This window comes from Puniceispirillum sp. (SeqCode) (assembly GCF_965657105.1).
Classification (GTDB): Bacteria; Pseudomonadota; Alphaproteobacteria; order Puniceispirillales; family Puniceispirillaceae; genus Puniceispirillum.
The window spans coordinates 32,316-46,975 of sequence record NZ_CBFHNB010000002.1; the positions used below are offsets into that span (position 1 = coordinate 32,316).

The window sequence follows — 14,660 nt, forward strand, 5'->3', positions numbered from 1 at the left end:
CGACGAAGGGATGTAAACGATGAACTGGATTACAAATTCTGTACTCCCCAAAATCAAAGCATGGGTTCAATCAGATGATGTGCCCGATAATTTGTGGGTGAAATGTAAAGCCTGCGGACAGATGATTTTCCATCGTGAATTTGAGCAAGCCTATAATTGTTGTTCTACCTGCGGTTCACACGCACCTTTACCACCGCAAAGCCGCTTTGCCATGACCTTTGATGATGGGAAGTTTGATATCATCCCCCTGCCGCAAATTATCGATGACCCTCTTAAATTCCGGGATACAAAGAAATATGTCGATCGATTGCGTGATACACGCAACCGTACTGGTCTTGACGATGCTATCGCAGTAGCTGTTGGTAAAATTGGGGGCTATGACACGGTAATGGCGGCCTTTGATTTCCGCTTTATGGGTGGATCAATGGGGCGCATGGTTGGCAACGGAATTGTGTTGGCCGCGCAAGAAGCTGTAAAACGCAAAGCCGCATTAATCACTGTGCCCTCGACTGGTGGTGCCCGTATGCAAGAAGGCGTGTTATCACTGATGCAATTACCGCGAACGATTTCTGCTGTTGATCAGGTGCGTGATGCCAATTTGCCCTATATTGTTTTGCTGGCGCATCCAACAACAGGTGGTGTGACGGCCTCTTTTGCAATGCTTGGTGACATTCAGATTGCCGAGCCTGGTGCCATTATCGGCTTTGCCGGACGCCGCGTCATTGAAGAAACTGTGCGTGAAAAGCTGCCTGACGATTTCCAGACTGCGGAATATCTGCAAGAACATGGAATGGTTGACAGTGTTGTTGCCCGCAATGAGCAAAGCGCCTATATCGGCCGCATTCTTGGATTCCTAATGGGAAATAGCAAGGCGGCCTGATGACCGACATTAATTCTGCTGATCTTGTGTCCAGCTCACGTGATGGCGAGGATGCACATGATGCTATGCGCGCGCAACATGCACTTGACCGTCTTGCCGCGCTTCATCCCAAGCTTATTGACCTAGGGCTTGATCGAACCTTTGCGCTGTTAAACCGGTTAGGTAATCCACATCACGCATTGCCCCCAACAATTCATGTGTCAGGTACAAATGGCAAAGGATCAGTTATTGCCCATATGCGCGCCATGGCCGAGGGGTGCGGGTTACGCGTTCATGTCTATAGCTCGCCTCACCTATGCCGATTTAACGAGCGTATTCGTTTAGCAGGTTCGTTGATTAGTGATGGCGCACTAGCTGATCTTCTTGAAGAGGTTGAAAATATTAATGGTACTGATGAAGTCACCTTCTTTGAAGTGACTACAGCCGCCGCTATGCTGGCTTTTTCACGTTGTGATGCAGATTTGTTATTATTGGAAACAGGACTTGGTGGCACTCTGGATTCGACTAATGTTCTAGATAGGCCGCTAGCCACAATAATCACGCCTATCGCCCGTGATCATGAGCATTTTCTAGGCAATGATCTGGCAACTATTGCATCGCAAAAGTCCGGTATCATGCGGCATAACGTGCCTTGTTTCAGCGCACAGCAAGATAACGTTGTTGCACAGCAGCTAAGCGCGCATGCAGATGAAACCGGCACCATACTTTTTACGGCTGGGGTTGATTTTAATGGGTATAAGGCCGCGGATGGACGCATCAGCATTAGTTATAACAACACTGAGCTGAGTGATGCCACGCTATCCTTGCCTGCACCCGGCCTTGCAGGAGCACATCAAATTGACAATGCCAGCCTTGCCGCCACAGCGCTTATCCATGCGCTTGGGACAAGCCACAAATTAGCACCTGTTAAAATTGGCGCTGGACTGGGCAATGCCACATGGCCAGGCCGGATTCAGAAGCTGGATAAAGGTGATCTGACCGCCCTTATGTCAGGGCAATCAATATGGCTGGATGGGGCGCATAATGCACATGGGGCAAAGGCACTGGTGGCCGCGCTTCCCGACCTTCACGATGGGCAATGGACAGTGATTTGCGGCGCTTTGAACACGCGAGATCCTGTTGAGTTTCTGGCCCCTATTAGCAAAATTGCAGGCCAAATACTGACCTTGACGATCCCAGGTCAACCTGCCTCATTAACAGCCGGTGAGCTTGCCGCTTCGGCAACATCGATGGGGTTGTCTGCCTCACCTACCCGCTCGATACAGGACGCCTTGACGATCGCTGATAGCAACCACCCTGTGATTATTTGCGGTTCACTTTATCTAGCTGGGCACATTCTGAGCGAAAATAAAACGCTACCTGTTTGAACAAGTAGCGTTCATCTGTCTGGAACCGACCAGACATATATGATGCTTAGGCGAAAGCGGGATTGTTAAATCGACTGCTCAATCCAGTTTTCCAACTGTGATTTGGGTAACGCGCCAACTTTTTCGGCCACGACCGCGCCATCTTTAAAAATGAGCAAGGTTGGAATACCACGCACATTATACTGCTGTGGGGTAAGCGGGTTTTCATCAATATTCAATTTGACGATTGAAATGCTGTCACCTTTAACTTCAGATATTTCTTCAAGAGCGGGACCAATCGCCTTGCATGGGCCACACCATTCTGCCCAGAAATCGACAAGAACCGGCTTGTCAGATTGCAAAACCTGCGTCGAGAAATCACTATCAGTCGTCTTTGTTGTCGCCATTGGCTGTTCCTACCTGTGTAAAGTGCTATGTGAATAAATTATAAACTGGTCTTAATATCACCAAACATTCGCGCAAGCGCCGAAGCGCGCATTGACGCTGTTATTTCCTGAAGCCTAGCTGTTTCCGTCCAAATGAGCCAGCACACAATTGGCTTATTAGGAAAAATTTCTCCTATTAAATCTGCATAAAGAGCCATTTGGCGTTGATATGTTTCGGGAGGGGTATCTTCATTCGCAATACCGGTTTTGAAATCTGCAATAATGATGCTGTCATCACCGATAAAAAGGCGATCAATCTGTCCAGATACACCGCGATCACGCACCATACCAGTCACTGGCACTTCGGCAAGCGCATCAGGAGCAAACAGATCGCCAAAACGCGGATCATCCAAAATTGTGAAAACCTCATTTTTAAGCTGCGCACCCTGAGCAGGCGTTAGCATATCTACCGCCGTTATCATGCGGTCTGCAACAACGTTACGCTGATTCTGAGGCACTGTTGGCAATATCTCAAATAGACGGTGCGCTAAACGCCCCCGGGTTAATGCAATGGCTTGCGTTCGGCTATCTGTTACGCCAAAGCCCAACGGATGCGGCGCATAAAGATTGACTGGCTCTGATGGTCGCAATGGACGCGAATCAGGCGGTAAATCGGGTGCAGGACGATGAAGCCAACTTGTATCAGCCGGTTCACTGGCTATTTCTGGAACGCGCATATCTGCGTCATCATCAGACTTTGTAGGGGGAACAGGGTCAGCCTCTGCAACAGTCTTGGTCACATGACGCAATACGCCATCTGCGTCTTCGACAACGTCTTTATGTTCTGCAAAATATGCTTTGATACGGCTATAGGGACTATTTTCAAGCCAGCGCGAATTGCGTTTTTCCCAACCGCCTATGACCAACCCATCGCGGGCCCGCGTTAACGCCACATAAAGCAGGCGGTTATCTTCTTCATCGCGCAGGTCGCTGGCTTTTTGGCGCGCCGTTTCAAGAAATGGTGGCCGCAAATGACTGCCCGCTTCCCAATAGATGAAACGCTGATCTTCGCCTGTTATCAGTGGGGAATAGGGCGCGCTATGCCGCAACATATCTGGCAGAATAACGATTGGCGCTTCAAGTCCTTTGGCACCGTGAATGGTCATGACACGCACCTCATCCACATTGCCAGCATCCATATCGCGCTTTACATCACCGCCACCAGCACGAACCGCTGCCAAAAATGCAGTTAGCGAAACCCCACCAGACTCACCATAGCTTTGGGCGACTGCCAAAAAATGGTCAAGTGCCTCATCAACCGACGAGCCAAGACGGGCGCGGAATTTATCACGGCCACTATCAACAAGAACCTTGCTGTAGAAAGAAAAAACCGAGCCACCATCAACCAATCTGCACCAGTCTTCCAAACGGTCGGCAATATGACCAAGTGGATCATTACTTCCCAGATAGCGCATAAGTTGCCGGAATAGACTGTGCGATCCGCGATCATGGGCAAGATCAAACAGCTGCTCTTCACTGATGCCAAATAAGGGCGATTTCAATAAGGCGGCAAGCTGTAAATCATCGTCAGGCAAAAGCGCAACGTCACCCAATGCCAGCAAATCCTGAATTTCGATCTGATCGACAAGCCGCATCCTGTCAGCACCTGCAACAGCAACACCTTGCTCTTGCAACGCGACCAGCACCTGCTCAAAGAAAACATCGCGTTTGCGAAGCAGAATAAGAATATCACCAGCCATAATCGTTCTTGGCGTATGATCATTGTCCGAGGATGGTAAAGGTCGTTTGCCGATCCAGGATTTTAACGTGCGCGCAAGATGGCTCGCGGCCACAGCAGAGGCGCCTTGCATCGATGCAATATTTGCTGGGGTGAAGCCTTCTGTCTTTTCCTCATCAACCGGCGCGTCAATGATAGGCCAGACTTCAACAAAGCCACCTTTATGACGGCGCGCAAGATCATGGCTCACAAAATCCTCAATGCCGTCAAGGTCAGGGATCAAATCATTGACCAAGCCAAGAATGGGCGCCGTTGACCGGAACGACACCGATAAAGACAAAGCCCTAAAATCAATGTCAGCCGCCACCGCTTTATTGCGAAGCAATGCACGATTCTCGCCAAGCACCTTTGGATCAGCACCCTGAAATGAATAGATTGACTGTTTAAAATCACCAACGGCAAAAACACTGCGCGGTGAGATATCCATATCGGCTGTTTCCGAAAGAACAGAGTTGGCCGCAACAGGCATGTCACTGCCGTCAAAGAATGACTCTACAAGGTGAAGCAACAAAGTCCATTGCGCGGGGCTTGTATCCTGTGCTTCATCGACCAGAACATGACCTATACCATTATCAAGTTTCCACGCGACCCATTGTGCAGCTTCGCTTCGGGCAAGAAGACGGTTGGTCACAGCGATCAAATCATCATAATCGAGCAGACCACGACTTTCTTTCAACCGCTGATAATGACGCTGGAACGCCGCCCCATAAATATATAATGCCGTGGTCAACTCGCGGCACCGATCCGTTGCCATCATATGTAAAATGGGGATCAGAATATCAATGACCGCACACTGAACATCGACAATGGGAGGGTATTCAGCACGAATGTCAGCATTGGACAGACCCCGTTCAGCACGTGGGCCCTTTGCCGTGAACAGCGCATCAACCAGCACATTCAACCTAGCAATGCGCATTTCGTCATCAAGTGCCAACCACGCAAAAAACGCGGCACCACGATCGCGCTGGGTTTCACTTTTGGCATTCTGCAAAGCCGCCGCCGCCGCGCGCAAGGCCTCATCATCGATTTTTGCCAATGCCTCTGCAATGTGCTGTGTTACAGAATCCGTCTCAGGCAAACCAAGATCATCGCGGAAATGTGCCTGTAAGCGGGATAAGATATCGATATCGTCAAGCTCAGGCACACGCCGCAAGAAAGCGGTGAGGATTTCAGTGGCTTGCCCTTCGGAACTTTGGTTGGCAATCGTTGCCACGGCCATCTGTATTGCAGGTTCATGGCTGTTCATCACCACCACTTTGGCAATTGATTTAAGACGATCCTGTTCGGCATCGTCTGCCAGCTTTGCATTGGGTGCAATGCCAGCTTCAATCGGAAAGCGACGCAAAATGGACTGACAAAATGAGTGCACAGTCTCAACACGCGGCCCATTGTCATTATCAAGTATCTTGGCAAACAGCATACGCGCCAGACGAATATTTCCCTGTGATGGCGCAACAATTCCCATTGCTTGCAGATCCTTGGTTAGATCAGCGGTCGAAATAACAGCCCACCTGGCCAGCCGCGCATAAATACGGTTACGCATTTCAGCCGCCGCCGCCCGTGTATAGGTAACGCATAGAATACCGTCAGCTTCAGCACCTGACAAAAGCAGACGCAGAACCCGATCAGTCAATAATTTGGTTTTGCCTGTTCCGGCATTAGCCGAAACAAAGACCGACGCTATCGGATCAGATGCACGCGCCTGTTCGATACTGGCACGCTGAATAAGATCATTCATCATGCCCCTCCTGTTGCCATTCACTTATCCGCGCTAGGTGCCGGTAAGGATTATAGGATAGCTTGAATTTTATGTTTGGCTCAGCCGGATAGGTGGCTTCGGGATCATCAAACAGCGTGATCAGCGACTGCATCATGTCGCGGGTGCTTTCCGGCGACCCATCATCAGGCAACACATCGTAAATATCACCAATCTTGTCTTTACGACCACTTAGTTTCCAATATTGCATCTTGGCAATATCGCAACCTGGCTTATCATCATAACCGCCATCCCATGCGATCAAGGCTTCGACCAGTAGCTGGGTAGCGCGACCTGAAGCAACCTTGGTTTTTGATGGAGCAATACCGGTTTTATAATCAATTATGTGCCATGTGCCGTCCTTGGTTTTTTCTAATCGATCAGCACGCGCCGATAATTCAACTGGGCCTGCTGGCCCCGTCAATATGGTGCTGCCTTTCTTTTCGGCATATATAAAAGCAAGATCATCACGGCGCTGCGTTTCGGTTTCAATGATCCAACCTGCAACCATCTCAAATCTAGGCCACCAGAAATAACGAATATCAGGCGTTGCCCATTGATCGGCAAAATGCGTTTTACCTATGGCTAGTAAGTCTTGATACGCGGTATCAGGCAAAGACCCAGAAGGAAATATACGGGTAAAATCGGCAAGCACATTATGAAATAATGTGCCGCGCAAAGCCGCATCCGGCGGGCGGTCAATATCATCAAGCTGACGAAGCTTTAGAATCTTCTTGGCGTAAAGCGCGTATGGATCATTGATCCACATATCGATCTCGGTAGCCGAAAACTTTCGTGGCCGCGCGCTTAGTGGCGGTTTTGGCGCCGGACGCTTTATGCGGTTTGGTATAGTTTTGGGATTTAATATCGCAAGCCATTCAAACTTTTCATCACCACGATCAAGCGCTTTGGCAATGCCAAGCGCCGATAGCACAACATTCATCCGTTGTAGCCAGCGGCTTGGGATCGTCGCCGCATCATTCTGGCGCTGCGCACGGGTGATCGTGACCTTTGGGTTGCAAATTGCCATATAGACATCATGCGCACTAAGGCTGGTACGCCAGTTATGTGGCGGCAAACCAACGGCTTTGCGCATATCGCTGTTCATCCACGGATCACTATGCGGTTGCGGTGGCCAGTTACCTTCGTTAAAGCCAGCAACTATCAAATGATCGGCGGTTTGCATCCGCGATTCCACTGCCCCCAGAATAGCCAGCCTTGGATGCGATTGCTGGACAGCATGAACTGTTATGTCCTGCATGATTTGCACTAACGTTTGCGCAAAATCCGTGGCGTTCACCGCTTGATCATGCCCATGCTCGACCATATTTTTTAACAGGTCGGCAGCGGCCTTGCCGCCTTGATTGCCCCATAGATGAAGAGCACCGTCATTCTTATCGGCGATTGGCGTTTTTGCATCCTGTCCATCAGATGACAAACACCCATGAGATAACAGACACATAGTCTGCGCTGCCATCATTTCGGCAGTCTGACCTAGCCCGCGGGCAAGGCTTGCCATGGTTGGGGCTGGCGCCTGCCACGCATCTATAAGGGGGGCAAAAGGAGCCGCAATATGGATCGCTATAAAATCCTTTAAGCCTTTGTCATCACCAATGGCACTAGCTAACCCTTCAAGACCGGGGGCTGGCCTTTGACCTCGCAGAAACAGCTTTTCAATGTGTCTAACTTTAGCACGAAAATCGGCCTGTGCCATGCCACCTGCCGCACAAGGATGCTTAAGCACACCAAGCAATGCCAATGGCGCAAAATTTTCCTGCATCGCCTCTACCAGCAACTGCAAAAACGCCCCTGCCCGATGGGTAAGAAGGGTTGTGCCTGCCGAATCATCAATCTTGATTTTCCAGCGCGCCAGTTCAGCGATCACCGCCTCGGCCAGATGTCGATCCGGCGTAATCAGTGCCGCCGTCTGGTCTTCATGCTCAAGCGTTGCCCGCAAATCAGCCGCGATCAAACCCGCTTCGGTGCGCCGGTCATGCGTTTCGATAACTTGTAGCCCTTGCAGAGCATCACGGCCAAGATCGGGCCTGTCCTCGGCCAATTGCCGCCACGTTGCTGTCGTTGATGCGGGGCGGAACACTTCACGCATCAGATCACGCCGTGCGCTTGTTGCAGGCTTGCTTTCGGGATTGGATACCCAGTTCTGAACATCCAATGGTGTGATATCCATAAAATGCAAAAGCTGTGCAAGCTGATATTGTGGATGACCGCTATCATGGCTAATTGCGTCCCATTCAGGCACCGCACCACCATCCAAGCCAGGCAAAACAACATGACCATTTGGCAAATCGGACACACAACGAATAAGTTCACGCGTCGCAATGATCGAACCTGTCGATCCAGCAATAACGATAAGATTTTCGGGTGGATTATCCTGCCATGCTTTTACACGCGCGCGGATCAGCCGGTTACGCCGATCGACACCATCCATAACATTTTCTGAATCCAAAATTGCTGGCCAGTTATCAACCAGAATAGTTAGGAGTTTGATGATATCCTGCCAATGTGCCGAATAACGTTCAGGCAACATGTCACGCAACTGATCGGGTTTGGCATCAACATTATAAAGCTGATCAAGCAATTGACCAAGCGTATGGGCAAGCATCATGGCTTGTGGGTAGGTAGGTGTTTGGCCGCCAAGTTTGAACCCACCCAGTAATTTGGCCAACATCATCTGGCGGCGCAAAGGCGAAATTGCCGGCGGCAACATCACGGTGTCTGCACCCCCATCAAGCTCTGGAAATATGTCAGCTACATCATCTGCAAGATCACCAATCGGTATCATGCGCGGCAATAATGTTGCCTGTCCTGAGGTGACATCGAGAAAAGCACTTCGTAACGCCTGTGCTGCCCGCTGGGATGGCACCATGACAATCGCACGCGCCAGATTAGTTGGGTTAGATGCGAGCTGAACAACACCCTTGGCAAGCTCTTTTGCAAAGGGGGTTCCTGCCGGAATGTTATAGACAGACGAAGCGCGCATAAAAACACTATAAAAGTAAGCGCTCTTAAATGCGAGCAAGCATTGAAAATACTGCAAGAATATTGATTATCTTGGCTTTTCTAAAGCCGTAATCGGTCTATGCGCTAGGCTTTGCAAAGAGCGTGGCAAGAGCATCAATACGAGCATCCCATCTGAGCGGGGCGCCAATCTCAACCTGCCGCATCTGGCTATCCAGCGAATCACCAACGGGATTGATGTGGATCGATAAACAATTATCGGGCAACAAGGTATCAAGCCGTTCAGGCCACTCAATCAGACAGACAGCGTCAAGTAGCGCATCCTCAATACCAAGTTCGAGCGCTTCATAAGGTGATTCTATACGATAGAGGTCAAGATGCCATAGGGGGGTGCCATCAGGCATGTCATAGGTCTGCACCAGCGTAAAGGTAGGGCTTGGAATATCAGCTTCATAGGGGCAAAGCTTGCTAATCAACGCCCGTGCCAAAGCCGATTTACCCGCACCTAGCGGCCCGTATAATGCAATCACATCACCAGCGGCTAAGTCTTGAGACAAAAACTGGCCCAACCTTTCGGTTGCGGCCAGATCTTGCAAGTCAAGTTTTACAATAGCCATCAAGCGACCTTATGAATGTATCAATAACGATATTGTTCGCTTTTGAAGGGCCCTTGCTGTTCAACGCCGATATAGTCGGCTTGATCAGGCCGTAAGGTTGTCAAAGACGCGCCAACCTTTTCCAAATGCAAGGCGGCAACCTTTTCATCAAGGTGGCGTGGCAATGTATAAACCTTGTTTTCGTATTTTTCGGCCTCGTTCCATAGTTCCATCTGCGCTAACACCTGATTGGTGAAGCTGGCAGACATCACGAATGATGGATGACCCGTCGCACAGCCAAGATTTACAAGACGGCCTTTAGCCAGCAGAATCATACGCTTGCCATCAGGAAACTCGATTTCATCAACCTGCGGCTTCACCTCTGACCAAACCATATTGTTCAGAGCTGATACCTGAATTTCATTGTCGAAATGGCCAATGTTACACACAATGGCGCGATCTTTCATTTCACGCATATGATCAACTGTGATGATATCACGGTTGCCAGTCGCGGTCACAAAGATATCTGCCTTAGGGGCGGCCTGCTCCATGGTCACAACTTCATAACCTTCCATCGCAGCCTGCAATGCGCAGATAGGGTCAACTTCGGTTACCATAACGCGCGCACCACCTTGACGAAGGGATGCTGCCGAACCTTTGCCAACGTCACCAAAACCAGCAACAACAGCAACCTTGCCAGCCAACATCACATCGGTAGCACGGCGAATAGCATCAACCAGAGATTCGCGACAGCCATAAAGATTGTCGAATTTTGACTTGGTAACCGAGTCATTCACATTGATGGCTGGAAATGGCAAGCCACCTGCTTCAGCCAACTGATAAAGGCGCAAGACGCCAGTGGTTGTTTCTTCGGATACACCTTTGATGGCATCACGCTGCTTGGTAAACCAGCCCGGGCTAGCGGCCAAACGTTTTTCAAGCTGTGCCTTTAGGTATTCTTCTTCTTCAGTTGCTGGATGTGCAAGCACGGTTTCACCTGCCTCAGCGCGTGCACCAAGCAGGATATACATGGTTGCATCGCCGCCATCATCCAAGATCATGTTGGCTGTTTCGCCATTCGACCATTGGAATGTGCGGTCAACATACTCCCAATATTCAGCTAAGGTTTCACCCTTTTTGGCAAAAACGGGAACCCCCGCTTCAGCGATAGCCGCTGCGGCCTGATCCTGAGTTGAATATATATTACATGAAGACCAGCGTACATCGGCACCAAGGGCGACCAAGGTTTCAATCAATACACCTGTTTGAATCGTCATATGCAAACAACCAGCAACGCGCGCACCTTTTAGTGGCTTTGCAGCACCAAACTCGTCGCGTAATGCCATCAGGCCAGGCATTTCAGTTTCTGCAATCGAGAGTTCTTTCCGACCCCAATCAGCCAAGCTGATATCAGTAATAATATAATCTTGCGGCATGTTAAACATCCTTTGATAAATGATTGGTTAGGATGTAACCTAATTGGTGATTTTTTAAAAGAGGTATGCTTGATTAATTGCCTAAGTATTTGTTCAGAGCGTCATTAATAAGCGTATTATGAGTGGGCATGAAGTTCACGATGTATTATCGATGCTTGATGACCATTTTCAATCAGCCACTGCCTAATATGCTCTGCTGCCCAGACAGATCGGTGTCTGCCGCCAGTACATCCGAATGCGATCGATATTTGTGCGCGACCTTCGGCCGACATCCGCGCTAGCATAGGTGCCAACATCGCCTTGAAATGCTTGATAACAGTTTGCACAGCTTCATCAGCTTTTAAAAATGAATCAATGTCATCATCCATACCTGTTTGCATACGAAGCCCTTCAGCCCAGTGTGGGTTTTGAGCGAAACGCATATCCAAAACAATATCAGCGCTTTCAGGAACACCATGTCGATAGGAAAAGCTCTGAAGCTTCACAGGTATCGGGCTATTGCTTTCAATCTCCAGTGAGATCAGCAACTGTCGCCGTAGATCAGCTGGCGCAAGGCCGGTAGTGTCAATTGAAATGTCAGCCAAAGTGGCCACCGCCTGCATGCGCTTAGCGTCATGATCGATGGCATCAGCAAGATCGAGATGCGGGGCAAGATCGAGATGCGGGGCAAGTGGATGTTGTCGCCGCGTCGCATTATAGCGCCTATTTAAATCCTGAGGCGAAGCAGTGAGAAATACCAGCCTTACAGCGTTACCAAGACGACCGCGGACATTTTCCACCAAACGTTTAACAGGATCAATATCAAAGCCGCTAGTGCGCGCGTCTAGCCCAATAGCTAGTTTCCGTCCAGCCGTTTCAACTTCCATAGCTATCAAAGGATCGATCAATGCCAAGGGTAGATTATCAACAACCGCCCATCCACTATCTTCAAGAATTTTCAGTGCCGTCGAATTGCCTGCGCCCGATACGCCCGTAACCAGAACAAGGTGAATATCAATGGATGTTTCATTCATGAGTTAAGTCTATACCAATGGCAAGGTCAGCGTAAAGCAGGCACCGCCTTTATCGCTATTTTTAGCGGTTAATGTGCCAGCATGTGCTTCGGCAATCTGCCGTGCAATCGACAAGCCAAGACCTGAATGCTCGCCAAAAACCTCACCTGATGGCCGTTCAGAATAAAAGCGGGCGAAAACGGCATCGAGCCGGTTTTCGGGAATGCCTTGTCCCTGATCGCGAATTGTTATGGCAACCTTGTTTGACGCAACAGGTGTGACAGTGATGAATATCTCGCCTTTAGGCGGGCTGAAAGACACTGCATTGGCAAGAACATTATCAATGACCTGCACAATCCGGCCTTCATGAATACGCGTCATTAATGGTTCATCATGTAGGTCAAGATGAATGCTGTGATCGGCAAAACTTTGGCGGCGCATCTGAACAAAATTCTCAACAAGCTCAATAATATTGATTTCGTGCCCCTGTCCATCAGCTATTTCTGTATCAACGCGGCTGGCTTGTGAAATATCAGTGATCAGGCGGTTGAGTCGCTCTACATCCTGCAAGATCACATTCATTAATTTTTGCTGTTGTACCGGATCAGAAATACGACTGATCGTCTCGGCGGCACTGCGCAAGGACGAAAGTGGATTTTTCAGCTCATGCGCCACATCGGCTGCAAACCCTGCTGTCGCCTGCATACGTTTTTGCAACTCATCTGTTAAATCGATAAAGGATTCGGATAATTGCCCGATTTCATCTTTGCGTTCAGGCAAGCGTTGCAAACGTGCCGACAGATTGCTACTGCGCCGTAGATTTTCAGCCGCATTGGCAAGCTGGGTTATCGGCGTCGTTATCGACCGTGCCAAATATGCACTGAGGCCTATAGTGACAAGCAGAACCGCAATGAATAGTTCAAGAAAGACAATATGCACATCGGCAAGTTCTTTTTCTATTTTGCCGCCGCCAATCGACACCAATAGAGCACCACGAACCAGACGGACATCCTGAATAGGTACAGCAACTGACAGCACCATATTGCTACGCCGATCCAGACGAAGCATCCGCATGGGTTCACCCCGCAAGGCAGACTGCACTTCACGATAATGACCAGCGTGTTGTTTGACCTGTTCAGTATAACGTGGCAACGCGCTTGAATTGTTCATCATAGCTGTCACATGCGTCATCATGTGATGGATCTGGCGTTTCATTTTTATACGCCAAGGGGTGCCATCGCGACGGCGTAAATTAGTCTGCACGCGCGCAGACCCACGTCTTACCGTATCCGCCAAAAGCGAACCATCCGGCTGAAAAACGCGCGCCCGTAATTCAGAGCCAAAACCAACCAAAGGAATAAGATGATTCATGGTGCGACGTGATAACTTGCGCCGCGCCACACCGACATCAAGCTCAGCTTCGGCAAGGGCAAGTGATCGTGCCAGCGTAAAGCCTTGACGTTCTAGGGCCGTAAATTCGGACATGATGAGCGTCGTTCGATATTGGTCAATCGAAAGTAACCCGACCAGAAACACCGCTAGCGGGAATAGCATTATGGCCATAATCCGAGCGCTCAGGCGGCTCATTCGGAACGGTGCCAAACAGAGTTTACCTAGTCGTTTAAAACATGTCTTTGCTAGACCTATTATGCTGTTCATTAAAATGAACTTACTCCCGCTCACATATTCCACACATCCAATCGCCAAAGCAAAAGTAAGCCCCTATTTGCAGGCCATAGAGCTTGGTTTCGATTCGTACTAAGCTATCTTATATTTATAGCCGATACCATACAGGGTTTCGATCCCGTCAAACGCGTTATCATGTGCCCTAATTTTACGGCGAAGTCTCTTTATGTGGCTGTCAATGGTGCGGTCATCGAGAAAAATGGATTCGCCATAAGCTGCATCCATAAGTTGATCACGGTTTTTAACCATACCAGGGCGTGATGCCAGTGCCTGCAAGATCAAAAATTCAGTAACTGTTAATTTGACCTCTTCCCCTTTCCAGCTGCACAAATGACGGTCAGGATCCATGATCAGATTGCCCTGATGAATGACATTGGGGCCGGCGGTATCCATCACACCTTCGGTTGCACGGCGCAATACCGCCCGAATACGCGCAAGCAATAGGCGCTGGGAAAAAGGCTTGGTGATATAATCGTCAGCCCCCATTCCGAAACCAAGTGCTTCGTCAAGCTCGTCATCTTTGCTGGTCAGGAAAATCACTGGAAGTTGGGAATTTTTGCGTATTTTCTGCAATAATTCGACACCATCCATACGCGGCATTTTTATGTCAAGAACAGCCAGTTCAACAGGCTGGCGCGCCAACCCCTGAAGAGCTGCTTCGCCATCATTATAACAATCAACATCAAAGCCTTCCGACTCAAGCATCAGCGAAACTGATGTCAGAATATTTTGATCATCATCAACAAGTGCAATCCGATTAGCCATCACCCACTCTCCATGCGCTCCAGTTTAGCCTCATTCCGGT

General features: G+C 49.4%; 10 protein-coding genes. 2 read left to right on the forward strand and 8 right to left on the reverse strand.

The features are described from left to right. The first annotated feature begins 19 nt into the window (after positions 1-19). Both accD and ACTF7Q_RS00645 read left to right on the forward strand, forming a co-directional pair. On the forward strand, positions 20-880 hold the full coding sequence (gene accD / locus ACTF7Q_RS00640; RefSeq protein ID WP_438995922.1) for an acetyl-CoA carboxylase, carboxyltransferase subunit beta: 861 nt from the start codon (positions 20-22) through the stop codon (positions 878-880). After that, on the forward strand, positions 880-2,247 hold the full coding sequence (locus ACTF7Q_RS00645; protein ID WP_438995923.1) for a bifunctional folylpolyglutamate synthase/dihydrofolate synthase: 1,368 nt from the start codon (positions 880-882) through the stop codon (positions 2,245-2,247). The genes accD and ACTF7Q_RS00645 overlap by 1 nt, the downstream gene beginning before the upstream one ends. A 65-nt stretch (positions 2,248-2,312) precedes the next feature. Here the strand turns inward: ACTF7Q_RS00645 and trxA are convergent, their stop codons facing one another. The 8 genes from trxA to ACTF7Q_RS00685 all read right to left on the reverse strand — a co-directional run bounded on the left by trxA (position 2,313) and on the right by ACTF7Q_RS00685 (position 14,620). Beyond that, positions 2,313-2,633, reverse strand: coding sequence for a thioredoxin (gene trxA / locus ACTF7Q_RS00650; protein ID WP_438995924.1), 321 nt, complete (start codon positions 2,631-2,633; stop codon positions 2,313-2,315). A gap of 38 nt (positions 2,634-2,671) precedes the next feature. Continuing rightward, on the reverse strand, positions 2,672-6,148 hold the full coding sequence (gene addA, locus ACTF7Q_RS00655; RefSeq protein WP_438995925.1) for a double-strand break repair helicase AddA: 3,477 nt from the start codon (positions 6,146-6,148) through the stop codon (positions 2,672-2,674). After that, positions 6,141-9,167, reverse strand: a complete 3,027-nt coding sequence (gene addB / locus ACTF7Q_RS00660) for a double-strand break repair protein AddB (RefSeq protein ID WP_438995926.1) — start codon at positions 9,165-9,167, stop codon at positions 6,141-6,143. The genes addA and addB overlap by 8 nt, the downstream gene beginning before the upstream one ends. 97 nt (positions 9,168-9,264) lie before the next feature. Beyond that, the gene (gene tsaE, locus ACTF7Q_RS00665) at positions 9,265-9,762 is read right to left on the reverse strand and encodes a tRNA (adenosine(37)-N6)-threonylcarbamoyltransferase complex ATPase subunit type 1 TsaE (protein WP_438995927.1); all 498 of its coding nucleotides are present in this window, start codon (positions 9,760-9,762) and stop codon (positions 9,265-9,267) included. Positions 9,763-9,782: 20 nt separating this feature from the next. Beyond that, positions 9,783-11,177: an adenosylhomocysteinase gene (gene ahcY / locus ACTF7Q_RS00670; RefSeq protein ID WP_438995928.1), complete on the reverse strand. Its 1,395-nt coding sequence runs from the start codon at positions 11,175-11,177 to the stop codon at positions 9,783-9,785. A gap of 116 nt (positions 11,178-11,293) precedes the next feature. After that, positions 11,294-12,190 (reverse strand): RNase adapter RapZ, encoded by an 897-nt coding sequence (rapZ, locus tag ACTF7Q_RS00675; protein WP_438995929.1) that lies wholly within the window; start codon positions 12,188-12,190, stop codon positions 11,294-11,296. Positions 12,191-12,199: 9 nt separating this feature from the next. Further along, positions 12,200-13,756 (reverse strand): stimulus-sensing domain-containing protein, encoded by a 1,557-nt coding sequence (locus tag ACTF7Q_RS00680; RefSeq protein ID WP_438995930.1) that lies wholly within the window; start codon positions 13,754-13,756, stop codon positions 12,200-12,202. Positions 13,757-13,927: 171 nt separating this feature from the next. After that, positions 13,928-14,620: a response regulator transcription factor gene (locus ACTF7Q_RS00685; RefSeq protein WP_438995931.1), complete on the reverse strand. Its 693-nt coding sequence runs from the start codon at positions 14,618-14,620 to the stop codon at positions 13,928-13,930. Positions 14,621-14,660: the final 40 nt, after the last annotated feature.

Coding starts and splice junctions, on each gene's coding strand:
- ACTF7Q_RS00685 (WP_438995931.1), bottom strand. CDS start 14,620: ATGGCTAATCGGATTGCACTTGTTGATGATGATCAAAATATTCTGACA.
- trxA (WP_438995924.1), bottom strand. CDS start 2,633: ATGGCGACAACAAAGACGACTGATAGTGATTTCTCGACGCAGGTTTTG.
- tsaE (WP_438995927.1), bottom strand. CDS start 9,762: ATGGCTATTGTAAAACTTGACTTGCAAGATCTGGCCGCAACCGAAAGG.
- rapZ (WP_438995929.1), bottom strand. CDS start 12,190: ATGAATGAAACATCCATTGATATTCACCTTGTTCTGGTTACGGGCGTA.
- accD (WP_438995922.1), top strand. CDS start 20: ATGAACTGGATTACAAATTCTGTACTCCCCAAAATCAAAGCATGGGTT.
- ACTF7Q_RS00645 (WP_438995923.1), top strand. CDS start 880: ATGACCGACATTAATTCTGCTGATCTTGTGTCCAGCTCACGTGATGGC.
- ACTF7Q_RS00680 (WP_438995930.1), bottom strand. CDS start 13,756: ATGAGCCGCCTGAGCGCTCGGATTATGGCCATAATGCTATTCCCGCTA.
- addA (WP_438995925.1), bottom strand. CDS start 6,148: ATGAATGATCTTATTCAGCGTGCCAGTATCGAACAGGCGCGTGCATCT.
- ahcY (WP_438995928.1), bottom strand. CDS start 11,177: ATGCCGCAAGATTATATTATTACTGATATCAGCTTGGCTGATTGGGGT.
- addB (WP_438995926.1), bottom strand. CDS start 9,167: ATGCGCGCTTCGTCTGTCTATAACATTCCGGCAGGAACCCCCTTTGCA.